This is a genomic window from Longimicrobium sp. (assembly GCA_036377595.1).
Classification (GTDB): domain Bacteria; phylum Gemmatimonadota; class Gemmatimonadetes; order Longimicrobiales; family Longimicrobiaceae; genus Longimicrobium.
This window is the reverse complement of the sequence record DASUYB010000037.1, coordinates 23,592-44,941: the sequence shown is the minus strand read 5'-3', so window position 1 is coordinate 44,941 and position 21,350 is coordinate 23,592. Positions and strand designations below refer to the sequence as shown.

24 protein-coding genes are annotated in these 21,350 nt (G+C 69.6%); 16 read left to right on the top strand and 8 right to left on the bottom strand.

The genetic code is table 11. The annotated features are described in order from the left end of the window. Positions 1–123 precede the first annotated feature (123 nt). The 4 genes from VF092_06200 to VF092_06185 form a co-directional block, all read right to left on the bottom strand. Positions 124–1,500, bottom strand: coding sequence for a hypothetical protein (locus tag VF092_06200; protein ID HEX6746871.1), 1,377 nt, complete (start codon positions 1,498–1,500; stop codon positions 124–126). 102 nt (positions 1,501–1,602) lie between these two features. After that, the gene (locus VF092_06195; GenBank protein ID HEX6746870.1) at positions 1,603–2,175 is read right to left on the bottom strand and encodes a YceI family protein; all 573 of its coding nucleotides are present in this window, start codon (positions 2,173–2,175) and stop codon (positions 1,603–1,605) included. A gap of 518 nt (positions 2,176–2,693) precedes the next feature. Beyond that, the gene (locus tag VF092_06190) at positions 2,694–3,479 is read right to left on the bottom strand and encodes a DUF3108 domain-containing protein (GenBank protein HEX6746869.1); all 786 of its coding nucleotides are present in this window, start codon (positions 3,477–3,479) and stop codon (positions 2,694–2,696) included. A gap of 188 nt (positions 3,480–3,667) precedes the next feature. After that, complete coding sequence (locus VF092_06185) at positions 3,668–4,393, bottom strand: M23 family metallopeptidase (protein HEX6746868.1); 726 nt, start codon at positions 4,391–4,393, stop codon at positions 3,668–3,670. A gap of 316 nt (positions 4,394–4,709) precedes the next feature. On the opposite strand from VF092_06185, the gene erpA reads away from it, so the two are divergent. Both erpA and udk read left to right on the top strand, forming a co-directional pair. Continuing rightward, complete coding sequence (gene erpA / locus VF092_06180) at positions 4,710–5,084, top strand: iron-sulfur cluster insertion protein ErpA (protein HEX6746867.1); 375 nt, start codon at positions 4,710–4,712, stop codon at positions 5,082–5,084. Between the two features lie 304 nt (positions 5,085–5,388). Continuing rightward, entirely contained in the window at positions 5,389–6,036 is a 648-nt protein-coding gene (gene udk / locus VF092_06175) for a uridine kinase (GenBank protein HEX6746866.1), read from the top strand. A 2-nt stretch (positions 6,037–6,038) separates the two neighbouring features. Here the strand turns inward: udk and VF092_06170 are convergent, their stop codons facing one another. Beyond that, on the bottom strand, positions 6,039–6,350 hold the full coding sequence (locus VF092_06170; protein ID HEX6746865.1) for a hypothetical protein: 312 nt from the start codon (positions 6,348–6,350) through the stop codon (positions 6,039–6,041). A 230-nt stretch (positions 6,351–6,580) separates the two neighbouring features. Between VF092_06170 and moaD the strand changes: the two genes are divergently transcribed. The 4 genes from moaD to VF092_06150 all read left to right on the top strand — a co-directional run bounded on the left by moaD (position 6,581) and on the right by VF092_06150 (position 8,856). Continuing rightward, the gene (gene moaD / locus VF092_06165) at positions 6,581–6,826 is read left to right on the top strand and encodes a molybdopterin converting factor subunit 1 (GenBank protein HEX6746864.1); all 246 of its coding nucleotides are present in this window, start codon (positions 6,581–6,583) and stop codon (positions 6,824–6,826) included. Beyond that, a complete protein-coding gene (locus VF092_06160) occupies positions 6,823–7,284 on the top strand; it encodes a molybdenum cofactor biosynthesis protein MoaE (protein HEX6746863.1) in 462 nt (153 codons plus the stop codon). The genes moaD and VF092_06160 overlap by 4 nt, the downstream gene beginning before the upstream one ends. Further along, positions 7,281–8,333 (top strand): GTP 3',8-cyclase MoaA, encoded by a 1,053-nt coding sequence (gene moaA / locus VF092_06155; GenBank protein ID HEX6746862.1) that lies wholly within the window; start codon positions 7,281–7,283, stop codon positions 8,331–8,333. Before VF092_06160 ends, moaA begins: the two co-directional genes overlap by 4 nt. A 220-nt stretch (positions 8,334–8,553) precedes the next feature. Next, positions 8,554–8,856, top strand: coding sequence for an AbrB/MazE/SpoVT family DNA-binding domain-containing protein (locus VF092_06150; protein HEX6746861.1), 303 nt, complete (start codon positions 8,554–8,556; stop codon positions 8,854–8,856). Here the strand turns inward: VF092_06150 and VF092_06145 are convergent. Then, positions 8,802–9,497: a TetR/AcrR family transcriptional regulator gene (locus tag VF092_06145; protein HEX6746860.1), complete on the bottom strand. Its 696-nt coding sequence runs from the start codon at positions 9,495–9,497 to the stop codon at positions 8,802–8,804. The two genes, VF092_06150 and VF092_06145, sit on opposite strands and share 55 nt — an antisense overlap. 267 nt (positions 9,498–9,764) lie before the next feature. On the opposite strand from VF092_06145, the gene VF092_06140 reads away from it, so the two are divergent. Continuing rightward, positions 9,765–10,748 (top strand): ABC transporter ATP-binding protein, encoded by a 984-nt coding sequence (locus VF092_06140; GenBank protein ID HEX6746859.1) that lies wholly within the window; start codon positions 9,765–9,767, stop codon positions 10,746–10,748. Beyond that, complete coding sequence (locus tag VF092_06135; protein HEX6746858.1) at positions 10,745–11,566, top strand: ABC transporter permease; 822 nt, start codon at positions 10,745–10,747, stop codon at positions 11,564–11,566. Before VF092_06140 ends, VF092_06135 begins: the two co-directional genes overlap by 4 nt. Before the next feature lie 84 nt (positions 11,567–11,650). On the opposite strand, the gene VF092_06130 is transcribed toward VF092_06135, so the two are convergent. Next, positions 11,651–12,325, bottom strand: a complete 675-nt coding sequence (locus tag VF092_06130) for a TonB family protein (GenBank protein HEX6746857.1) — start codon at positions 12,323–12,325, stop codon at positions 11,651–11,653. 135 nt (positions 12,326–12,460) lie between these two features. On the opposite strand from VF092_06130, the gene VF092_06125 reads away from it, so the two are divergent. The 8 genes from VF092_06125 to VF092_06090 all read left to right on the top strand — a co-directional run bounded on the left by VF092_06125 (position 12,461) and on the right by VF092_06090 (position 18,634). Beyond that, positions 12,461–12,934 (top strand): tRNA (cytidine(34)-2'-O)-methyltransferase, encoded by a 474-nt coding sequence (locus tag VF092_06125; protein HEX6746856.1) that lies wholly within the window; start codon positions 12,461–12,463, stop codon positions 12,932–12,934. 394 nt (positions 12,935–13,328) lie between these two features. Beyond that, positions 13,329–14,252, top strand: coding sequence for a malate dehydrogenase (mdh, locus tag VF092_06120; GenBank protein ID HEX6746855.1), 924 nt, complete (start codon positions 13,329–13,331; stop codon positions 14,250–14,252). Positions 14,253–14,355: 103 nt separating this feature from the next. Then, positions 14,356–14,874: a succinate dehydrogenase, cytochrome b556 subunit gene (sdhC, locus tag VF092_06115; protein ID HEX6746854.1), complete on the top strand. Its 519-nt coding sequence runs from the start codon at positions 14,356–14,358 to the stop codon at positions 14,872–14,874. Beyond that, positions 14,871–15,290 carry a hypothetical protein gene (locus VF092_06110; GenBank protein HEX6746853.1) on the top strand — a complete coding sequence of 140 codons (420 nt, stop codon included), beginning with the start codon at positions 14,871–14,873 and terminating at the stop codon, positions 15,288–15,290. Before sdhC ends, VF092_06110 begins: the two co-directional genes overlap by 4 nt. Then, on the top strand, positions 15,287–17,026 hold the full coding sequence (sdhA, locus tag VF092_06105) for a succinate dehydrogenase flavoprotein subunit (GenBank protein ID HEX6746852.1): 1,740 nt from the start codon (positions 15,287–15,289) through the stop codon (positions 17,024–17,026). Before VF092_06110 ends, sdhA begins: the two co-directional genes overlap by 4 nt. Then, positions 17,026–17,739, top strand: a complete 714-nt coding sequence (locus VF092_06100; protein HEX6746851.1) for a succinate dehydrogenase iron-sulfur subunit — start codon at positions 17,026–17,028, stop codon at positions 17,737–17,739. Before sdhA ends, VF092_06100 begins: the two co-directional genes overlap by 1 nt. A 359-nt stretch (positions 17,740–18,098) precedes the next feature. Further along, on the top strand, positions 18,099–18,389 hold the full coding sequence (locus tag VF092_06095) for a BrnT family toxin (GenBank protein HEX6746850.1): 291 nt from the start codon (positions 18,099–18,101) through the stop codon (positions 18,387–18,389). Beyond that, positions 18,386–18,634, top strand: a complete 249-nt coding sequence (locus tag VF092_06090) for a BrnA antitoxin family protein (GenBank protein ID HEX6746849.1) — start codon at positions 18,386–18,388, stop codon at positions 18,632–18,634. Before VF092_06095 ends, VF092_06090 begins: the two co-directional genes overlap by 4 nt. Positions 18,635–18,796: 162 nt before the next feature. Here VF092_06090 and VF092_06085 read toward each other — a convergent pair whose 3' ends face one another. Next, entirely contained in the window at positions 18,797–21,295 is a 2,499-nt protein-coding gene (locus VF092_06085) for a TonB-dependent receptor (protein ID HEX6746848.1), read from the bottom strand. Positions 21,296–21,350: the final 55 nt, after the last annotated feature.

Below are 21,350 nucleotides of genomic sequence, written 5' to 3'. Positions count from 1 at the left end.
CGGGCGCGAACCCTCTGCGGCCTCTGCGGCCTCTGCGTGAGACAAAAAGCGGAGCGGGGGCCCCGATCGGGACCCCCGCTCCGCTTCACACCTGTGCGTGAGTTCGTTCTGTCGGTGCTTCGATCAGAAGGCCACCGCGCCCTCGAAGATGAAGCCGTGGAACTTGCCGCCGTTCAGGATGTGCGTCGGCGCGTAGCCGTTGTAGGTCTGCGTGATGTACTCACCCTTCAGCAGGATGTTGTCCGTCACGTACCACCCCGCCGCGAACTGCCAGCGGTCCGCGCCCACGTCCGTCGTCGTGCCGGCCAGCGGCCCGCTCACCGTGTTGTACCGGGCGGCCACGTACAGGGGCTCGCCGGGGAGGAACCGGTAGGTGCCGTCGATGGCGAACTGGTTCCAGGTGCGCTCGGCCGTCTCGGTCTTGGTGCGGCCCTTGGCCTGCTCGATCAGCCCGAACAGCTCCAGCCCGTTGAACTTCACGAAGGGGTTCACCACCCACGACGTCATCTTGTGGCTCATGCCGGGCCCCAGCATCCCCGAGCGGAAGTTGCCAGTCTCCGTCGCCGCGGTGTTCTCCATCACGAAGTAGTACTTGCTGCCGCTGCGGTCACCCGTGAACAGGTTCTGCTCGGTCGAGTGCCGGTTGGTGTACACCGAGCCCGTCAGGCGCACCCGCAGGTCGGGCGTCAGCTGCCGGTCGAAGCCCACCTTGCCCAGGAACGAGGGGGTACGGCCGCCCGGGTTGGTCACCGCCGGGTGCAGCTGGCCGGCCGTCACGCCGAACATCCCCAGCAGCCCGTTGTGCTGCACGTACACCTCGCCGCCGGCCTCGGTGGTGAAGGCGTCCATGATCAGGTTGCCGACGAAGGGGTTGTACATCCCCAGCCCGTTGTCGGTGCGGCGGAAGTGCGAGTCGCCGTAGTTCACCTCCATCTCGCCGATCTTCAGCGTGGTGTACCGCATGATGTTGTTCAGCAGCGGCACGTCGATGGGCGAGTCGTCGATCTGCAGGTAGCCGTCCTTCACCCAGGTCTCGCTGTGGTGGCGGCTCGACAGGTAGCTCGTCATGTGCACGCTGATGCCGCGGGCGAGCTGCGCCGTCAGGTACAGGTTGGCCACCGCGTTGTTGAAGCCGGGGCCGATGTCGGCCAGCTGGTTGGTGTTGACGTTGTTGACCACGTTCGGCGTGGCGGTGTTGCTGTGGCTGATGGTCTGGAAGTCCTGGGTGAACGCGCCGCCCAGCATCAGCTTGAACCCGTCGTACTGCACGGCGTCGTTCTTGGGCGCCTCGAACATGTTCAGCCCGCGCTTGTCGATCGGGCGGAAGTGCTGGATCGGGATGGTCTGCGCGGTGCCGAAGGTGCGCGTCGTCTCGACCTTGGTGGACTCGCTCGGAACCGGCTGCGTGCCGCCGCCGGGAGTCTCGGACTGCGCGGCAACCGGCGCGGCCGCGAAGGCGGCCAGCAGGGCCGGAAGCAGCACACGATTCGTGGTTCTCATCGTACCGTCTCCACTCAGGGAGCCTCGGGTCTTCGGGGGCGCGGACGTGCGCCCCCGGGACTGCGTGCGCGGCGGTTCAGCTCCGCCGCCCGTCTACAACCGTCAGGGCTTCAGCACCACGTCGAACCCCACCGTGGCTGCCGGCGCCACCTTCATCGCGCCCAGCATCAGCGAGGGCGGGCGGACGCCCCACTCCGTCATGGTGATCCGCTTGGTCCCGCGGACGCGGATCTGGCCGTTCTCGCGCGCCACCGTGCCGTTGATCGTCACCGGGCGCTCGGCGCCGGCGATGGACAGCGTGCCCTGCATCTCCACCGTCCCGGCGTCGGCGCCGGTGGGCGTCACCTGCACCGAGGTGGCGCGGAAGCGGAGCTCGGGGGCCTGCTGGGCCTTCAGCGCGGTGCGCATGTGGCCGTTCATCGTGCCGTTGCGGCAGTCGAGCGAGGCCACCGGCACCGTCACCGAGGCGCTGCCGACGTTGGCCAGCTGCGCCAGCTCGGTGGTGCTGGCCGCGGCGCTGCCCACCGCCTGGGTCGACTCGCAGTGCCAGGAGCGCGCGGTGGAGGTCCCGTCCACCCACACGCGGCTGCCGGGCTGCAGGGAAAGGGGAGCCAGCGCCGCCGCGGCGAGAGCCGGCACCGCCAGCAGGGTTCCCACGACAAGGCTCTTGCGCATCGTTCAGTCTCCTTCCGGTTTCACCACTGGCGCCGGCCACCGTTGGCCTCGCGCTTCCAACTGGCGAGAAGTCTAGCCCTCGCCGGGGTGCCCATTTGTCGGCGTGCAACCGCATCCCTTGCGGGGCGAAGGGCCGAACGTGCGGTGGGGCGGGGGACTACCGGGTTCGGGGCTGTGGAAGGGATCTGCGAGGGGGTGGCGGGGAATTTCCTTACGCGGGGCCGGGTCGGGCGGGTAAACCCGCGGCTGGAACATTGGGAAGCCTGCTGCGCAGGCTGTGGGTCGGCTGCCGTGTGAGGTGAGCGGCCATCCGCGCCGCCATTGCGTCCGCGAGCAGTTGAAGCCTCGCGCAGTTTGCGAGGCTTTCCAATGTTCCAGCCGCGGGTTTACCCGCCCGTCCCGATCTCCGCCCGATGCCACAACGCCAGCGGAGCCAATGGAGGTGTTCTCCGCCGGCTCCGCTCGATTGCACGTCAGAGTGCGTTCCATCCCCCGCACTCAGCACTCAGCTCTTCAGTTCAATCCGCCGGTCTCGCCGCTGTCGTCGCCCCGCCGCAGGTCGGCGTGATGGCCTCGAGCGACAGCACCATCCGCCCCGCCACGGGGATCTGCGACTCCATGCGGATGGGGATGCGCCGCGCGTCGTCGGTGAAGTGGAACTGGATCACCCCTTCGCGGCCGTAGTGGTTCGCGTCGCGCACCCGCATCTCCACCTCCACGGCGGTGAACTCGCCCGCCGGCACGCGGATCCGCCCGCGGCCGATCACCCGCACGCGCACCGGGTTGCGCGCGGTGTCGTAGTGGCGGGTGAAGGTGTAGCTGTCTCCCTCCTCCAGCCGCAGCGTGCGCAGGAAGTAGACGAACGACAGCTCGTCCAGCGGCGCGCCCGTGGGCATCTCGCCGCCCTCGCGCTGGCCGCCGGTCCAGCGTCGCGCCTGCGCGTCCATGCGCACGTCCTGGCGCTTCGTGGACACCGGCGAGCGCTCCATCTTGGTGAAGTGGAACGACGCCGTCTCGGCCGGATCGAACCAGCTGCGGGTGTGGTTCTCCACCCCGAAGATCCCCATGCGGCCGCGGAAGTCGAAGCGCAGCAGGTACACCCCGCGCCCGTCCACCTGCTCGGGGTCCACCGCGAAGGTGCCGCTTCCCATGCGCCCCAGCGGCCCGCTGCCGCGGTAGGTGCACGCCTCGCCGGGCGCGAAAGGGAACGCGCCGCGCGGCGCCTGGGCCATCGCGGAGCCCGCCAGCGCCGCCAGTGCCAGCGAGAGCCCCGCGATGCGGATCGGTCCGTCCATGCGTGTCATCGTCGCCTCCTCCGTGCAGTCGCAGCGTTCGCGTCGAGGATACCGCCGGGAGGGGGGCGCGTAAGTCGGGTGTGTCGGGAGATTCTTGTGGGGCAGCCCATGGGGCGCGCGGTAGGGAAATGCACCGTGCGCGGGAGGCGGGGCGGGTACGGAGGGACGGTGGGAGAGGAGGCCGTCGGACGGGGCGATCAGCGGCTGATGCCGCGCCGCAGCAGCGGATACGGGTTCTGCGGCGTACCGGCCCACCACCGCCGGGGGTCGGCGGCGGTGGTGATCTCGAAGTGCAGGTGGTCGTTTCCGGCGCCGGCGTTCCCGCTGTGCCCCACGTATCCGATCACGTCGCCCTGGCGCAGCCTTCTCCCCTCGTCCATGCCGGGCGCGTAGCGGTCCAGGTGCGCGTAGTAGTAGATCGTGTGCCCGTCGGGTCCCAGCTCGTACAGGGTGATCCCGCCGCGCTCGCTGTTGAAGAGCTTGAGCACCGTGCCGTCGGCCGCCGCCAGCACCGGCGTTCCCCGCGCCGCGCGGATGTCGATGGCGTCGTGCACGCGCCCCTGCCCGCGCGCCTGCGTGTAGGTGTCGGTGAGCTGCGACGGCTTCACCCCCTGCACGGGCACCAGGAGCTGTCCCGGCGCCGCCGCGCGGGGAGGCGCCGCGGTGTCGGCCGGAGCGGCGGGCTGGACGGGCGGCGCGGCGGGTGGGACGGGCGGTGCGGCGACCGGCGCGGGCGTCGGAGCCGGGCGCTCGGGCGGCCGCGGGGCGGCGGCCGGGGCGGGGGCGGAAGGCGCGGCCGGGCCGATGCGGATCACGATCCCGCCGCGGGGAAGCCACCCCGGCACGGCCCAGACGACCAAAATCACCAGCAGGAGCATGGTGAGCGCGCCGAGCAGGAACGGGCCCAGGAAGCTTCGCCGCATGCGGCCGTGGGGCGAGGGGAAGCGTGTAGAGGGATCGACGCAACCTAACGCGCTCCGCGCCGGAGATGAAGCCGCGTCTGCCCCGCGGGTGGGGATCGGCGGGCGGGATGCGGCGCTACCGGGGCGCCCAAACGGGTCGGCGCCGCGCCGCTTGCGCGAGGATTGACGCGCCCGCGGGGCTGCGACATACTTCACGGGTGAACCAACTCTTCCGGGGCGCCTTCGCGGCGCGAAACCTGCGGGTCTCCGGAGGGTACAAGTTGTTGATGGAGCGGGACTTGGGTTCCGCCTGAACTTCAGAAAACCGGGGGCAGCGATGCAGACTGAGAGCGTGACGGCGGTCAACACCGAGGCGCCGGCGAGCCCCGTCCTCCTGACGCCGCTGGCGGCCAGCGAGGTTCGCCGATACATCGAGGAGCAGGGCGCCGCCGAGAACGCGGGGCTGCGGGTGGGCGTTCTGCCGGGCGGGTGCTCGGGCTTCCAGTACGGCCTGAACATCGAGGACGAGCCCGGCGACGACGACATGACCTTCGAGTCGCAGGGGATCCGCCTGTTCGTGGACCCGTTCTCCCTGCAGTACCTGCAGGGCACGGAGATCGACTACGTGTCGACCTTCCAGGGGAGCGGCTTCACCTTCAACAACCCGAACGCCACCGGCGGCTGCGGCTGCGGCAGCTCCTTCACCGCCTGACGTTTTCCAACTGGACAATCGAAGGCCCGCGAACCGGCAACGGTTCGCGGGCCTTCTGCTGTTGTAACTGCCGGCCGATCCATCCTACCCGAACCGAACGTTCTCTCCGACCTGAGGTCTCGCCCTCCCCCAGGCTGTTTTGGGGGAGGGGGTCGGGGGGAGAGGGCCTCCGCACCGCGGCCGCGCCATCGCCATATCTCCCAGCCGACTGCTCCATCTCCATCCCCCAGCCTTGCTCCATCCCCTCCTCCCCGGCAAGTTCCCGCCGCGCAGCCGTGACTCAGCACTCAGCACTTTCGTTCGGATGAAACCGTTCCTGATCGGCATCGCCGGGGGCACCGGCTCGGGGAAGACCACCGTGGCGCGGCGGATCTACCAGTCGCTGCACCTGGACTCGGCCGTGTTCCTGGACTACGACTCGTACTACAAGGAGCTCGGCGATCTTTCGATCGAAGAGCGGCAGCGCATCAACTTCGACCACCCGGACTCGCTCGACACCGCGCTCCTCATCCACCACCTCGAGCGGCTCATCGCGGGCGAGGCCATCGAGAAGCCGGTGTACGACTTCACCCGCCACACGCGCGCGCCCGAGAGCATCCGCGTGCAGCCGCGCGACGTGATCCTGGTCGACGGCATCCTCCTGTTCGCTGATGCGCGGCTGCGGGAGATGTTCGACCTGAAGATCTTCGTCGACACCGAGGCCGACGTGCGCTTCATCCGCCGGCTGCGGCGTGACCTGGAGGAGCGCGGGCGGGCGCTGGAGTCGGTGATCGACCAGTATCTCAAGACCGTGCGCCCCATGCACTTCGAGTTCGTGGAGCCCACCAAGCGCTACGCCGACGTCATCCTCCCGCGCGGCGGCCAGAACACCGCCGGCATCGAGGTCATCGCCGCCAGCATCCGCGAGCGCCTGGCCGAGAAGGCGCGCCGGGAGACCGCATCTGTCGGCTGAGTTCATTCGCCGTGGCGCGCGCGATGAAAAACCTTGATTGCCGCGCGATTCGGGACATACTGTTTCTGTGACCATTTCTTGTGCGACGTTTCCTTTACGATGGAGAGCGGCATGAAGAAGCTGAAGCTCGAGGATCTCCGGGTCGATTCGTTCGTCACGTCGGCGGCGGAAGCGCAGAGGCGGACGGTGCGGGGGTACGCGAACACGTCGGATTTCGGCTGCTCGCACGATTGCAACAGCATGGTGATTGCCTGCTCCGAAACGTACACGCAGCCATGCGCGCCCACGTGCGATCCGTACGTCTGCTCCGACAACCCCACCTGCCCGTGGGGATATCCGACCTGCAACGAATCCTGCAACACGACGTGCTGAGACGAACGAGGGCGGCGGGAAGGCCGGCCGCCGCCCGATCTCCATCCTTCCACCGTTGCCGTGGGTTTTCCGGTTCGAGCGCATCCGCCGCCGAACCCCGCTTCGGTGGCGGTGTAACCTCCCCTTGGTTATCGTCTTCCAATCACCCGTCCCTGACCGAGCCGCACCGCCGATGATCGTCCGCTCGCTCTTCTTCGCCCAGTACCGCGACTTCGCCGGCGCCGATGAGCTCTCCGTCGAGCTCCCGGACGGCGCGCGCGTGGCGGACCTGGTGGCGCGGCTGCGCGCGGGCGGCAACGGTCTGTCGAAGCTTCCCGCATCTCCCGTCGTCGCGGTGAACATGGACTACGCGCCCGGCGACACGCCGCTCCGCGACGGCGACGAGGTAGCGTTCATCCCGCCCGTCGCGGGGGGGTGAGCGTGGCCGCCGCGTACGCCGCCGTCACCGACCAGCCGCTCGACGCCGCGCGCCTCCTGGCCGACGGCGTGTCGCCCGATGACGGCGCGGCGCTGCTGTTCTGGGGCGTCGTCCGCAACGAGAACGACGGCCGTCCGGTGAGCCACCTGGAGTACCACGCCTATGCCGACATGGCCGAGCGCATGATGCACCGCATCGCGGAGGAAGCCATCTCGCGCTTCGGCGTGGGCGACGTGCGCGTGGTGCACCGCGTCGGCCGCCTGGCGATCGGCGAGGCGAGCGTGGCCATCTGCGTGGCCGCGCCGCACCGCGGGGAGGCGTACGAGGCCAGCCGCTACGTGATCGAGGAGCTGAAGAAGCGCGTGCCCATCTGGAAGCGCGAGGGCTACACCGACGGCGACAGCGACTGGGTGGCCGGCTTCGCGCCCGAGGCCGGGCTGGGCGGGAGGCCGCTGTGAGCGCGCTGGTGCAGATCGGCGGCGGCATCCCCATCGCCGCGGAGCGCGAGGTGCCCGGGAGCGGGCCCATGCACGACGGCTTCGGGCGGCGCATCGAGTACCTGCGCATCTCCGTCACCGACAAGTGCAACCTGCGCTGCGTCTACTGCATGCCCGAGGAGGGGCTCCCCTGGCTGCGGCGCGACCAGCTGCTGAGCTACGAGGAGATCGCGGAGGTGGTGCGGGTGATGGCGGGGATGGGGCTGCGCAAGGTGCGCATCACCGGCGGCGAGCCGCTGGTGCGCCGCGACCTCCCGTCGCTGGTCCGCCAGATCCGCGCGGTGGACGGGATCGTGGACGTGGCCCTCTCCACCAACGCGGTGCTGCTGACGGAGATGGCGGACGAGCTGCGCGCGGCCGGGGTGGACCGGCTGAACGTGTCGCTCGACTCGCTGCGGCCCGAGCGCATCGACGCCATCGCCCGGCGGCCGGGGAGCGCGGAGGCCATCCTGCGCGGGCTGGACGCCGCCGAGCGCGCGGGGTTCGCGCCCATCAAGATCAACTGCGTGGTGATGCGGGGCCGCAACGACGACGAGGTGGCGGATTTCGCCGCGGTCACGCGCGAGCGGCCCTGGCACGTGCGCTTCATCGAGGTGATGCCCACCGGCGACAACCTGGGCGTCTCGCGCGACGAGTTCGTCTCGTCGGACGAGGTCCTGGAGCGGGTGCGCGGCATCGGCGCGCTGGAGCCCGTCGCCGGGCCGCCGGGGAACGGGCCGGCGCGCTACTTCGCCTTCCCCGGCGCGGCGGGGACGGTGGGCGTGATCACCCCGATGAGCCACAATTACTGCGGCACGTGCAACCGCATGCGCCTGACGGCCGACGGGCAGCTGCGCCCGTGCCTGTTCGGCTCCATCCAGACCAACCTCCGCGACCCTCTCCGCCGCGGCGAGCCCATCGAGCCGCTCGTCCGCCACACGCTGCGCATCAAGCCCGAGCGCCACTGGCTCGTCCAGGGCAGTGACGAGGGTAGCGGCGGGCTGCTGGCGCTGTCGCAGGTGGGCGGCTGATTGCCGATCCGGGTCCTGCCTCTACGAAGACGTCATCCTGAGCGCCGCCGCTGCACCGTAATCTCCTCCGCACCGATCTCTTGCGGCGGCCGAAGGATCTATAATCTCCCCCAAACGACAGCCTGCCTTTTTGCACCTGTCCGGTACGGTTGACTGGACAGATCGACCACTTTACCCTTCGTACATTATTGTTGCGGTTCACGTGCACTGGAGAGCGCCGATGCGTGAAAGAATCGTGAAGTGGGGTGACAGCCTCGCGATCCGCATCCCTGACGAGATTGCGGAGGCGGTTGGACTGAAGGACGGCGGCGAGGTCGAGTTGAGCGTTGCGAACGGCCAGCTCATCGTCGAACGCAAGCTCTCGTTGGATGAGATGATCGCGCTCGTCACGCCCGAGAACCGCCACGGCGAGATCGACTGGGGTCCACCCGTTGGCCGGGAATTCACGGGTGATGCGTGGGAAGAGTGTCAGCCCGGCTGCAATCCCTGGCTGGATTTCGACCCGCCCTCCACCCCCAGATAGCCCATCACCATCCGCGTCAGCTCGTCCTCGATGCTGACGTCCCCGCCGAGCAGGAAGCCGGGCGGCGCCTGGTCGCTCAGCAGCACGCCGCGCAGCACCAGCCCCACCGTCAGCAGCGCGAAGCGCACCGCGCCTTCCGGGTCCGGGTGGCGCATCTGGTCGCGCTTCGAGGTGACGATGGCGGCCAGGCGCGAGAGCGCGGCGCCGTTCAGCTCGGCGGCGCGGCGGCGGAACTCGGCGTCGGCGTGCGTGTCGGCGTACTGCATCAGCGCCTGCATCAGCGTGCGGTGCTGGCGGTAGTGCTGCACGATCCCCCGCACGATCGCCGGCAGCACCGTCTCCAGCGGCACGTCGCGGAACAGCTCCGGGTCCATCGTCGTCTCGTTCTGCTCGCGCATCCGCTCGAACATGCGGAAGTAGACCGCGCGCAGCAGCGCGTCCTTGTCCGCGAAGCGGCGATACACCGCGCCCACCGACAGCCCCGCGCGCTGGGCGATGCCCGGCACCGTGGCCGCATCCAGCCCGCCCTCCGCCAGCACCGCCTCGGCGGCGTCGAGCAGGCGCGAGAGCGTCTCGCGGCTGCGCGCCTGCCGCGGAACGTGGATCGGGGGAGATGCGGATTCGGGATCGAGATCCGACAAGAGACTTGACCCGGCAGAAATGTGAATCTAGATTCGCGTATGGTGGGATGCGAATCCATGTTCGCAATCTGCTCGTGGCCGGATGGAGATGCAAGCATAACGGCCGGTCATCGCCGGGAGACTTCCTCAGTCGCGACGGCGAGTTTGTTGTACGGAGTGAGGCGGTCGACCGTTCGGCCTGAACCGCTCGTGCGACGCGGCTTCGGTGGGGCCAAGCCTCACGATGACATCTAACTCCCACTATCTCAATTACTTCCACGAGAGAGCATGGACGCGGCGATCGAGACGGTGGGGCTGCGGAAGGTGTATCCCGCGCCGAAGGTGCCGGGGCAGCGGCGGGCCAAGGCGCCGACGTCGCCCGGCGTGCTGGCGCTCGACGGGCTGGACCTGCGCGTGGGGCACGGCGAGTTCTTCGGGATGCTGGGGCCGAACGGGGCGGGGAAGACGACGACGATCGGCATCCTCACCACGCGCGTGCGGCCGAGCGGGGGACAGGCGCGCGTGGACGGCGTCGAAGTCTCCGCGCACCCGGTGGAGGTGCGGCGGCGGATCGGGGTGGTGCCGCAGCGGCCCAACCCCGACCGCGCGCTCAACGTGCTGGAGAACCTGCTTTTCCACGCCTCGTACTTCGGCATCCCGCGCGCCGTGGCGCTGCCGCGGGCGATGGGGCTGATGGAGCGCCTCGGCTTCGCGGACAAGGCGGGGGCGAAGGTGGACGCGCTTTCCGGCGGGCAGCAGCAGCGGCTGATGATCGCGCGGGCGCTGGTGCACGAGCCGAAGGTCGTCTTCCTCGACGAGCCCACGGTGGGGCTCGACCCCGCCGCGCGGCTGGGGCTGTGGGAGATTCTGCGCGAGCTGCACGCGCAGGGGCGCACCATCGTGATGACCACGCACTACATGGAGGAGGCCGACCAGCTCTGCGACCGCATCGCCATCATCGACCAGGGGAAGCTGCTGGCGCTCGACACGCCCGCCGCGCTCCGCGGCCAGGCGCCCGGCGGCACGCTCGTCGAGCTGACGGTGGACGGGGATGCGTCCGACCTGGTCGACGCGGCATCCGCCGTCGCCGGCGTGGACCGGGCGGAGGCGCGCGGGCCGGTGCTGCGCGTGTTCAGCCCGCGGGGCGGCGAGATGATCCCCGCGCTGATCGCATCGGCGGAGTCGGGTGGGCGCGCGGTGCGCGACATCCAGCTGCAGCGGCCGTCGCTCGAGACGCTGTTCATCTCCCTGACCGGAAGGAAGCTGGCATGACGACACTCGCCATGGCCGCGGACGCGCCGCACCACGCGCCCCGCGTGAGCCCGCTGCGGGTGTTCGGCGCGCTGCTCCGGCGCGACCTGCGCGTGGCCCGGAAGGAATTGCCGGCGTTCCTGGCGCGAACGGCGCTGCAGCCGATCCTGTTCGTCACCGTGTTCGGGTGGATGCTGCCGAAGATGGGCTTCACCAACCGCGGCTACACGGCCACGCTGCTGCCCGGCGTGCTGGCGGTGAGCCTGGCGATGGCCGCGGTACAGGCCGTCTCCCTGCCGATGGTGGTGGACTTCGCCGCCACCAGGGAGATCGAGGACCGGCTGCTGGCGCCCATCCCCACGTGGCTGGTGGCGGTGGAGAAGATCGTCGCGGGGGTGCTGCAGGGGCTGGTCTCCGCGCTCTTCGTCCTCCCCGTGGCGCGGCTGATCATGGGGTCGATCCCCGGGCTCACGTTGTCGCACGCGGGCGAGGTCGTCGCGGTGGCCACGCTCGGCGCGGCGGCGTTCTCGTCGATGGGGCTGCTGCTGGGGACGGCGGTGCAGCCGCAGCACATCGGGCTGATGTTCAGCATGATCGTGGCGCCGATGATCTTCTTCGGCTGCACCTACTACCCGTGGCGCGGGCTCGACGCCGTCCCCGTGGTCAAGTACCTCGTGCTGGTCAACCCGCTGGTCTACGTCTCCGAGGGGATGCGCGCCTCGCTCACCCCGTCGGCGCCGCACATGCCGCTCGCGGTGGTGATGGCGATGCTGCTGGTGCTCACCGCCGGCTTCGGCGCCATCGGCCTGCGCACCTTCCACCGCCGCGCGATCGGCTGACGCGACGGATCGCCATCTCCACAAAACCAGCAGCCCCTCCGAGATCCGAGTCGCGGAGGGGCTGCGTCGTGCTCGCCGGGTGCGTCAGCGGTGCGGGCGGACTTCGACGCGCACCCACACGGCGACGGGCTGGCCGGCGGCGTCGCGGGCCGGCTCGAAGCGCGCCTTCATGGCGGCGCGCAGGGCGGCGTAGTCCAGCCCGCGGTCGCCGCTGGGCTCGGCCAGGTCGAATGCCTGCGGCACCCCGTCGGCGCCCACGTAGATGCGGACGATGGGGTTGCGGTCGTGCCGGAGCTGGCGGTCGTTCAGAACGCGCCCGATCTCGCGCTCCACGTCGTACAGGTTGGCGGTCCGCGGCGGCGTGGCAACCGCGGTGGGCGTGGGAAGGTTCAGGCTGAACTCCACCGGCAGCGTGATCCACAGGTGCACCGGGCGGTCGCCGTCGCGCGCGGGGGCAAAGCGCATCGCCTCCGCCACCTTCAGCGCCGCCGAATCCAGCGGCGGCAGGGCGCTGGAGCGGTCCAGCCGGACCTGCTTCACCGTTCCGTCCGCATCCACGAACAGGCGCACGGTGGGCGTGCCGCCGAACCCCTGCGCCTTGAGCTCCGCCGGGTAGCTGGCTTCCGCCAGCCGCTGCACCTCGTCGCGGTTCAGCAACTGCGGCGGCTGGGTGAACGGGCCGTTGTTCGGCAGCGCCGGCTGCTGCGCCGCGAGCGGAGCGGCCGCGACGAGCGCCAGGAGAATCGAGAGGATCTTCATCGCGGGATCGGAGATCGGATGTCGGTGATTCGATCGAGGGTGACGGGGCGCGGAAAGCTAAACGCGGCAGCAGGATGCGACAACGGGCGAGGCATGGCAGATTGTCGGCGCGATCACCCGAACCCTCGTGCGCCGATGCCGCTCCTTCCGCTCGCCGATCCGCTGCACGTCGCCCTGTACGAGCCCGAGATCCCGCCGAACGCCGGCAACGTCGCGCGCCTCTGCGGGGCCACGGGCACGCCGCTGCACCTGATCGGCCGCCTCGGCTTCTCCTTCCATCACCCGAAGGCGAAACGCGCGGTGATGGATTATTGGGACGAGGTGGACTACACGCACCACGTCGCCTGGGTGGACTTCGAGCAGGCGGTCGCCGGCCGGCGCGTGTGGATGCTGTCCACGAAGGCCGAGCGCACGCTGTGGAACGCCGACTTCGCGCCCGGCGACGCGCTCCTCTTCGGCCCCGAGTCGCGCGGCCTCCCCGACGACCTGCTCGCGCGCGACCCGTCCCGCTGCCTGCGCATCCCCATGCGCGACGGCGCTCGCTCGCTGAACCTCGCCACGGCCGTCGGCATTGCGCTGTACGAGGCGATCCGGCAGGTGTCGCGCTGAGGAACCGAAATTCAAAAGATGGGGATCACACGGAGGGAACGGAGGAAACGGAGGGGTGATGGTGCGGGGCCGATCTCCCTCCGTTTCCTCCGTTCCCTCCGTGTGATGAATCAGTTCATGAACCCAGGCGTTGCGGGCGGAGATTTCCCCGTTGCGGAGAGTGCGCAAAGGCGGACTTCGGCTGTTGTTGCAGCGATTCCAATCACCCCTCGCCACCTGCTTCCGAGCAGCCCCGAATCTCCACCATCACCCCCCGATCCCCCTTCGTTGTACCCGGTTGACGGTGATACCCGAGTGCGTTTGACACGCCCCGGAGCGCGGTCTATGTTCCCCGCGCCCGAGGGCGCTTTGCGCGCGCGGGCCACCAAAAACGCACAGAGAACCAGAACGGGTCATGGACAAGATTACGGTCGTGGGGGCGGGGAACGTGGGTGCCACCGCCGCCCAGCGCGTCGCCGAGAAGGAGCTGGCGCGCGAGGTGGTGCTGATCGACGTCGTGGAGGGGATCCCGCAGGGGAAGGGACTGGACCAGTGGCAGTCGGCGCCCATCGAGGGCTTCGACAGCCGCGTGATCGGCACCAACGGCTACGAGGAGAGCGCGGGGAGCGGCATCTACATCGTCACCGCCGGCATCGCCCGGAAGCCGGGGATGAGCCGCGACGACCTGCTGAACACCAACGCCAACATCGTCCGCCAGGTCAGCGAGAACATCGCCCGCGTCAGCCCCAACGCCATCATCATCATGGTCAGCAACCCGCTGGACGTGATGTGCTACGTGGCGATGAAGGCCAGCGGCTTCCCCCGCGAGCGCGTGGTGGGGATGGCCGGAGTGCTCGACACCGCCCGCTACCGCGCCTTCCTGGCCATGGAGATCGGCGTCAGCGTCGAGGACATCCAGGCCATGGTGCTGGGCGGCCACGGCGACACCATGGTGCCGCTTATCTCCTACACCACCGTCAGCGGCATCCCCGTCACCCAGCTGATCGCGAAGGACAAGCTGGATGCCATCGTGCAGCGCACCCGCACCGGCGGCGCGGAGATCGTGGGCTTCCTGAAGACCGGGTCGGCGTACTACGCGCCCAGCGCCGGCGCGGTGCAGATGGCCGAGGCCATCGTCAAGGACAAGAAGCGCATCCTCCCCTGTGCCGCGTGGCTGCAGGGCGAGTACGGCTTCAACGACCTGTTCCTCGGCGTCCCCGTCCTCCTGGGCCGGAACGGGGTGGAGAAGGTGATCGAGGTGGAGCTGACCGACGACGAGCGCGCCGCGCTCCAGGCCAGCGCCGACGCGGTCCTCGAGCCGATGAAGCTGGTCCAGTAACGAGCGCCGCCGGTGGACGCGCGCCGCGCCCCGCACGGCCGGGTGCGCGGCGTCTGTCCATGGCGGCCGGGGCGAATTTCCGTTCACACGGAGAACCGATACGATGGGCACGGCGCACAAGGTCCGCGGGATGTGGACCGCGCTCCGCTACCGCGGCCGCGAGGGGATGTGGACCTGGCTCCTGCACCGGGCCACCGGCCTGGGCATCCTCCTCTTCCTGATCATCCACGTGATCGACACGGCCATCGTCATCTACTGGCCGGGGCTGTACGACCACGCGCTGGACATCTACCGCAACCCGCTGTTCCGCGTCGCCGAGCTGCTGATCTTCTTCTCCGTGCTCTTCCACGCGCTGAACGGGCTGCGCATCATCGTGCAGGACTTCTGGCCGGCGACCATGCTGCACCAGCGCAGGCTCTCCCTGGCGGCGGTCGGCGCGGCGGTGATCCTGATCCTCCCCGTCGCCTGGATCATGCTGGCCCCGCTCTTCGGCCTGCGCGACGAGCCGGGGACGGCGCGGCACGAGGCGCGGATGCGGGCGGCCAACCCCGACATCTCCGACTACCGCGGCCCCGCCCAGCCGCCGGCCGCCACCCCGCCGGCCACGGAGGTGCGGCCATGAGCTCGCTCGTCCGCAACCCGCGCGGCGGCTACGACCGCCCGAAGCGGGACCAGCGCAGCAACTTCGAGCTGTACGCGTGGTTCTTCATGCGCATCAGCGGGCTGGTCCTGGTGTTCATGGCGCTCTACCACCTGACCTGGTGGAACCTGGTCGTGGGCGTGGAGCACCTGGATTCGAACCTGGTCCGCGAGCGCTGGACCAACCCGTTCTGGCGCCTGTTCAACGTGGGGCTCATCACCTTCGCCATGCTGCACGGGCTGAACGGGCTGCGGTACTCGATCGAGGACTACGTCCGCCGCCCGGGCCCGCGCGTGGCGACCAAGGTGGTGCTCTACGCGATCGTCCTGGCCTCGCTGGCCTGGGGGATCTTCGCGCTGCTGACGTTCAACCCCGCGGTCCCCGCGCACCCGGCATGATCCACACGCACACCTACGACGCCCTGGTGGTGGGCGGCGGCGGGGCGGGGCTGATGACGGCCATCTACCTCTCCCGCAACCCGAACCTCCGCACGGCGGTCATCTCCAAGCTCTACCCCACGCGCTCGCACACGGGGGCCGCGCAGGGCGGCATCTGCGCCGCGCTGGCGAACCTCGAGGAAGACCACCCCGAGTGGCACGCGTTCGACACCGTGAAGGGGTCGGACTACCTGGGCGACCAGGACGCCATCGAGACCATGTGCGAGGAGGCGGTTCCCGTCATCATCGAGCTGGAGCACATGGGACTCCCCTTCTCGCGGACGGCGGACGGGAAGATCGCCCAGCGGCCGTTCGGCGGGCACACGCACCACTTCGGGCAGGGGCCGGTGCGCCGGTCGTGCTACGCGGCCGACCGCACCGGGCACATGATCCTGCAGACGCTCTACCAGAACTGCATCAAGAACGGCGTCGACTTCTACGACGAGTTCCAGGTAGTCGACGTGCTGATCCACGACGGCCGCTGCGCCGGCGTGGTCGCCTGGCACGTGCATACCGGCGACCTGCACGTCTTCCACGCGAAGGCGGTGGAGTTCGCGACGGGGGGATTCGGCCGCATCTGGTCCATCACCTCCAACGCGCACGCCAACACGGGCGACGGGGTGGCCGTGGCGCTCCGCGCCGGGGTGCCGCTGGAGGACATGGAGTTCTACCAGTTCCACCCCACGGGGATCTACCGGCTGGGGATCCTGATCACCGAGGGCGTGCGCGGCGAGGGCGGCGTGCTGCGCAACGACCACGGCGAGCGCTTCATGGAGCGCTACGCGCCGACGATGAAGGACCTCGCGTCGCGCGACGTGGTGGCCCGCGCGATTCACAAGGAGATCCGCGAGGGGCGGGGGATCGGGGGGAAGAAGTACGTCTACCTCGACGCGACCCATCTCGGTGCGGACGTGATCGAGAACAAGCTCCCCGACATCGCCGACTTCTGCCGGACGTATCTCGGCGTGGACCCGGTGAAGGAGCCGATGCCCATCCAGCCCACCGCGCACTACGCGATGGGCGGCATCCCCACCGACGCCTGGTGCCGCGCGGTGATCGACGCCGAGAACACCATCCTCCCCGGCCTCTTCGCCGCGGGGGAGTGCGCCTGCGTCTCCGTGCACGGGGCGAATCGCCTGGGGACGAACTCGCTGCTGGACCTGGTCGTCTTCGGCCGGCGCGGGGGGATCGAGATGGCGCGCTTCTGCGAGACGGCCGACATGCCCGAGCTTCCGCCCGACCCCACGGCGCGGGTGGAGGAGCAGTTCGGCCGCCTCCTCTCCAACCAGGGCGGCGAGCCGGCGGCGAAGCTGAGGGAGGAGATGCAGGACGTGATGCAGGACGACGTCGGCATCAGCCGCAACGGCCCGGGGATGACGGAGGCGCTGGCGAAGGTGCGCGAGCTGAAGGAGCGCTACCAGAAGGTGGGGGTGATGGACACGGGGCGCGCCTTCAACACCGACCTGCTGGAGGCGTGGGAGCTGGGGAACCTGCTCGACCTGGCCGAGGTGGCCACGCTGGGCGCGCTGAACCGCACCGAGAGCCGCGGCGCCCACATGCGCGAGGACTACGAGAAGCGCGACGACGTGAACTGGCTGAAGCACACGCTGGTCACGCGCGGCGACGACGGGTCGCTCTCCATCACCTACAAGCCCGTGGTGATCACGAAGTTCCAGCCCAAGGAGCGGGTGTACTGATGAGCCGGCTGACGCTTCGCATCCTGCGCTACAATCCCGAGACCGACGAGGTCCCGTACTACCGGGAGCACGTGGTGGAGGTGGAGCCCACCGACCGCGTGCTCGACGCGCTGAACATGGTCAAGTGGTACCAGGACGGCGCCCTGACCTACCGCCGCAGCTGCGCCCACGGGATCTGCGGGTCCGACGCGATGCGCATCAACGGCGTGAACCGGCTCGCCTGCAAGGTGCTGGTGCGCGACGTGGGCGACCGCGTGACCGTGGAGCCGCTGATGGGCTTCCGGGTGATCAAGGACCTGGTGGTGGACATGGAGCCGTTCTTCGCGCAGTACCGCTCCGTGCTCCCCTTCTTCATCAACGACGCCCGCCCCCCCGAGCGCGAGCGCCTGCAGAGCGTGGAAGACCGCGAGCGCTTCGACGACACCACCAAGTGCATCCTCTGCGCGGCGTGCACCACCAGCTGCCCCAGCTTCTGGGCCAACGAGGAGTTCGTGGGACCGGCCGCGATCGTGAACGCGCACCGCTTCATCTTCGACAGCCGCGACGACGCGGCGCAGGAGCGGCTGGAGCGGCTGAACGACCGCGAGGGTGTCTGGCGCTGCCGCACCATCTTCAACTGCACCGAGGCCTGCCCCCGCGAGATCAAGATCACGAAGGCCATCGGCGAGGTGAAGAAGGCCATCCTCTACGGCACTGCCCGCGCGGCGAAGTAGGCTCACGCCAACCACATCCTCGATGGAAGGGACCGGCCCCGCGATGAGCGGGGCCGGTCTGCTTTTTGGTTCGTCGGAGGAAATGCCCCGTTGGCAATCCCTGCCGCGGCGAAGTGACGAACGCGCCACCGGTGCGCACGAGTGTACGAGCCCTGGCCGTGTTCTGTTGATGGCCGGCCGTCGCATTGACGGTTCCCCGGAGCTGCTTAAGTTTTCCCAGCGAAATGGGCGGAGTGAACCGTCCCTCGGATCTGCCGAACGAACGACCGGCCTCGCACTGCGCGGGGCCGGTGCGTTTTGGAGGATTTGTCGGGCCCTTTCCCCATGTTGTGCTCCACCCTTGACGGAGGTGTACAATCGTGCATACATTTGGCGAGGCCGAATTCGAGTGGGACGACGGGAAGGCGGCGGTTAACCTCGCGAAGCACGGGGTCGATATTGCCGATGCCCTGTTCGTCTTCGATGATCCTCGGGCGATTACGTTGGGTGACGATCATCCTGGAGAAGAACGATACGTGACGTTCGGGATGGATGCGCTGGGCCGACTGGTTGGTGTTGCGTATACGTGGCGTGGAGACGCCGTTCGCATCATCTCCGCGCGCAAGGCCACTCGCACCGAAGCGCGGCTGTACGCCGCAGGTGAGCCATGAAAGACGAATACGATCTCTCCAAGGGTGTCCGTGGCGCAGTGTTCCCCACGGCACCAGGCAAAACGCGCATCACCATCCGCCTCGACGACGAGGTGCTGGACTGGTTCCGCGACCAGGTGAACCGCGCCGGCGGCGGCAACTACCAGACGCTCATCAACAACGCGTTGCGCGAGCACATCGAGCGGCATTCGCTCGAGGAGCTTCTGCGGCGGGTGGTTCGCGAGGAGCTGAGCAGGGCGGGGTGACTCCGACTGGTTCCCCCCGGCAGGTCCATCGCGCCGGGTGATGGCGATTGCCAGCGGCTGACCGACGCGGGTCTGCCCGGGGCACGTCGAGCGATGCAGGATGACGAAGGGCCCCTCGCGCGAGGGGCCCTTCGTCGTTCCGCCTGCTTCCACCGTCCCGCCTCAGCTGCCGCCGAAGGGGGTGGCGGGCTGGGGCTGCTGCTCCTGCGGGCGCTGCGGGCGCGCGCGCGGCGGGCGGCCGAAGTTGTACTGGAAGGTCACGTGCACCGCGCGCGAGGTGAACTGGCGCTCCGTGAGCTGGATGATGTTGTCGTCGCCCGCGCGGACGCGGAAGCGCTGCTGGTTGAACGGGTCCGACACGCGCAGGGTGACGGTGGCCTTGTCGCCGTACACCTTCTGGCGCAGCGAGAAGTTGGCGAAGCCGAAGGCGTCGAACCGGCCGCGCTCGATGTTCATCGGCGAGCGGTAGAAGTACATCGCCGTGAGCGAGGTGCGCGGGGACAGGTTGAAGGTGCCGTTCACCCGCCCCGACCAGGCCACCGCCCGCGACGCCAGGTCGGCCTCGCCGCTCCCGCCCTCCGTCACCATGGTGAAGACGTTGAGCCCCGCCAGCCCGCTGAACGGACCGTAGCGCAGCGAGCCGTTCAGGTCGGCGCCCCACGAGGTGCCCGTGTCGAGGTTCTTGAAGCTCACCGACGTGACCTCGCGCCCCGCCACCGTGTCGGCCGTGTTGACGATGAAGCGGATGACGTCGGTGGTGCGGCGATAGAAGGGCGAGAACTGCAGCGAGCCGATCCGCGCCGAGTGCTGGAAGCCCAGCTCGACGGCGTCGGTGTACTCGGGGTTCAGCTGCGGGTTGCCCAGGAAGACGTTCTGCAGGTCGAAGAACACCGGGAACGGGTTCAGTTCCTGCGTGCCCGGACGGCGGATGCGGCGCGAGTAGCTCAGCTTGACCTGGTCGTGCTGGCTGAAGTTCCAGGCGACCAGCCCGCTGGGGAACACGCTCCAGTAGTCGTGCGGGAACTCCTCGCCGGTGCTGGCCAGCGAGAAGGTGCGCCCGGCGTACTCGGCGCGCAGCCCGCCCTGCAGCTCGAACTTGCCCGCGGTCTGGCTCACCACGCCGTAGACGGCGTTCACCTGCTCGTCGAGCGCCAGCTCGTTGCTGAGGTCGCTGGGCGTCCAGTTGCCCGTCCCCAGCGAGTCCTTCAGCACGTTGAAGTCGCGGTCGTGCCAGCGGGCGTATCCCTTGTAGCCCGTCTCCAGCTTGGTGTGCTCGCCGAGCATGCGCGTGTAGTCGAGCTGCGCGGTCAGCTGCTGCGTGACCGCGTCGGTGCGGTCGACCTCCCGGTCGAGCAGGGTGGTGGTGCTGGCGAACGGCTGCCGCCACAGGTTCGTGCGGTCTTCGTCCTCGGCGCGGTTGAAGCGCACCTCGGCCGTGAGCTCGTGCCGCTGCGGCTGCAGGGTGCGGCGGAAGCCCGCGTTGAAGTCGAACATCCGGCCGTTCGCGTTGGAGTCGCGGATGCGCTGGTACTGGTCGATCAGCGAGTGGGTGGCGTCGAGCTCGTCGTAGTCGCTGAGCGAGGCGTCGGTCGCTCCACGGACGTTCACCTGGAGGCCGGTGTAGAGCGAGTTCCGCTGGCTCAGCCGGTAGTCCAGGGTGCCGTTGAAGTTGTGGCCCCAGTTGCCGTTGGACCCGCTCAGGTCCTGCTCGGTGTAGCTCAGCGGCGTGCTGGAGGCCAGGCGCGTGCGGTCGTTGATCCCCGCCATCGAGCGGTCGTCGGTGTTGAAGCCGTAGCTGGCGAAGAGCGTGACCTTGCCGACCTGGTAGCCCAGGTTCCCGGCGGCGGTGTAGCGGTCGGCGGTGGACGCGGCCAGCGTCATCCCGCCGCTCACGCCCAGGTCCACGTTCTGCTTGAGGACGATGTTGATGATCCCCGCCATCCCCTCGGGATCCTGCCGGGCCGACGGGTTGGGGATGACCTCCACCCGCTCCAGCGTGTTGGCGGGAAGCTGCTTGAGGTACCCGGCCAGCTGCGTCCCGCGCAGCGGCGACGGGCGGCCGTTGATCTGCACCACCACGTTCTCGTTGCCGCGCAGGCTGACCTTGCCGTCGGCGTCCACCTGCACCGAGGGAACGGCCTCGAGCACCTCGCTCGCCGTCGTCGCCGCGGGCGCGACCTGGCGCGTGGAGTAGGTGTTGCGGTCGGGGGCGATGGCCACGGCCTGGCGCTCGCCGGTGGCGGTGATCCCCTGCAGCGCCACGGCGCCGCGGGCCAGCCGGATGGCGCCCGCGTTCACGCGCGGCGACGCGGCCTCGATGGTGAGCGTGGGGGTGGTGCGCGACTCGAACCCCATCATGCTCACCTTCAGGTAGTAGCTCCCCGGCCGCAGCCCCTCGATGCGGAAGCTGCCGTCGGGGCGGGCGATGGCGCCGGCCACCAGCGCCGAGTCGGCCCGGCTCCACACTGCCACGGAGGCGGCGGAGACGGGCGCGTTGCTGGTGGCGTCGACCACGGTGCCGCGGATCTCGCCGGGGCCGGCGGCGGGCGGCTGGCCCGGGGGCGCGCCGGGAGGCCGGGCGGCGCCGGGGGTCGGCTGCTGGGCGGCCAGCGGCGATGCCAGCAGCGCCAGCGCGAGTGCTGCGTACGATGCGATTTTCATGGCAGGCACGGGGTTGCGGATGCCCGATCGGAGGACGGCGCGGAGACGGTTCATG

What these genes read in the sequence shown, in the direction of transcription:
- VF092_06200 (HEX6746871.1), bottom strand. Translation starts at nt 1,500, where the DNA reads ATGAGAACCACGAATCGTGTGCTGCTTCCGGCCCTGCTGGCCGCCTTC.
- VF092_06195 (HEX6746870.1), bottom strand. Translation starts at nt 2,175, where the DNA reads ATGCGCAAGAGCCTTGTCGTGGGAACCCTGCTGGCGGTGCCGGCTCTC.
- VF092_06190 (HEX6746869.1), bottom strand. Translation starts at nt 3,479, where the DNA reads ATGACACGCATGGACGGACCGATCCGCATCGCGGGGCTCTCGCTGGCA.
- VF092_06185 (HEX6746868.1), bottom strand. Translation starts at nt 4,393, where the DNA reads ATGCGGCGAAGCTTCCTGGGCCCGTTCCTGCTCGGCGCGCTCACCATG.
- erpA (HEX6746867.1), top strand. Translation starts at nt 4,710, where the DNA reads ATGCAGACTGAGAGCGTGACGGCGGTCAACACCGAGGCGCCGGCGAGC.
- udk (HEX6746866.1), top strand. Translation starts at nt 5,389, where the DNA reads ATGAAACCGTTCCTGATCGGCATCGCCGGGGGCACCGGCTCGGGGAAG.
- moaD (HEX6746864.1), top strand. Translation starts at nt 6,581, where the DNA reads ATGATCGTCCGCTCGCTCTTCTTCGCCCAGTACCGCGACTTCGCCGGC.
- VF092_06150 (HEX6746861.1), top strand. Translation starts at nt 8,554, where the DNA reads ATGCGTGAAAGAATCGTGAAGTGGGGTGACAGCCTCGCGATCCGCATC.
- VF092_06140 (HEX6746859.1), top strand. Translation starts at nt 9,765, where the DNA reads ATGGACGCGGCGATCGAGACGGTGGGGCTGCGGAAGGTGTATCCCGCG.
- VF092_06135 (HEX6746858.1), top strand. Translation starts at nt 10,745, where the DNA reads ATGACGACACTCGCCATGGCCGCGGACGCGCCGCACCACGCGCCCCGC.
- VF092_06130 (HEX6746857.1), bottom strand. Translation starts at nt 12,325, where the DNA reads ATGAAGATCCTCTCGATTCTCCTGGCGCTCGTCGCGGCCGCTCCGCTC.
- VF092_06125 (HEX6746856.1), top strand. Translation starts at nt 12,461, where the DNA reads ATGCCGCTCCTTCCGCTCGCCGATCCGCTGCACGTCGCCCTGTACGAG.
- mdh (HEX6746855.1), top strand. Translation starts at nt 13,329, where the DNA reads ATGGACAAGATTACGGTCGTGGGGGCGGGGAACGTGGGTGCCACCGCC.
- sdhC (HEX6746854.1), top strand. Translation starts at nt 14,356, where the DNA reads ATGGGCACGGCGCACAAGGTCCGCGGGATGTGGACCGCGCTCCGCTAC.
- VF092_06110 (HEX6746853.1), top strand. Translation starts at nt 14,871, where the DNA reads ATGAGCTCGCTCGTCCGCAACCCGCGCGGCGGCTACGACCGCCCGAAG.
- sdhA (HEX6746852.1), top strand. Translation starts at nt 15,287, where the DNA reads ATGATCCACACGCACACCTACGACGCCCTGGTGGTGGGCGGCGGCGGG.
- VF092_06100 (HEX6746851.1), top strand. Translation starts at nt 17,026, where the DNA reads ATGAGCCGGCTGACGCTTCGCATCCTGCGCTACAATCCCGAGACCGAC.
- VF092_06090 (HEX6746849.1), top strand. Translation starts at nt 18,386, where the DNA reads ATGAAAGACGAATACGATCTCTCCAAGGGTGTCCGTGGCGCAGTGTTC.
- VF092_06085 (HEX6746848.1), bottom strand. Translation starts at nt 21,295, where the DNA reads ATGAAAATCGCATCGTACGCAGCACTCGCGCTGGCGCTGCTGGCATCG.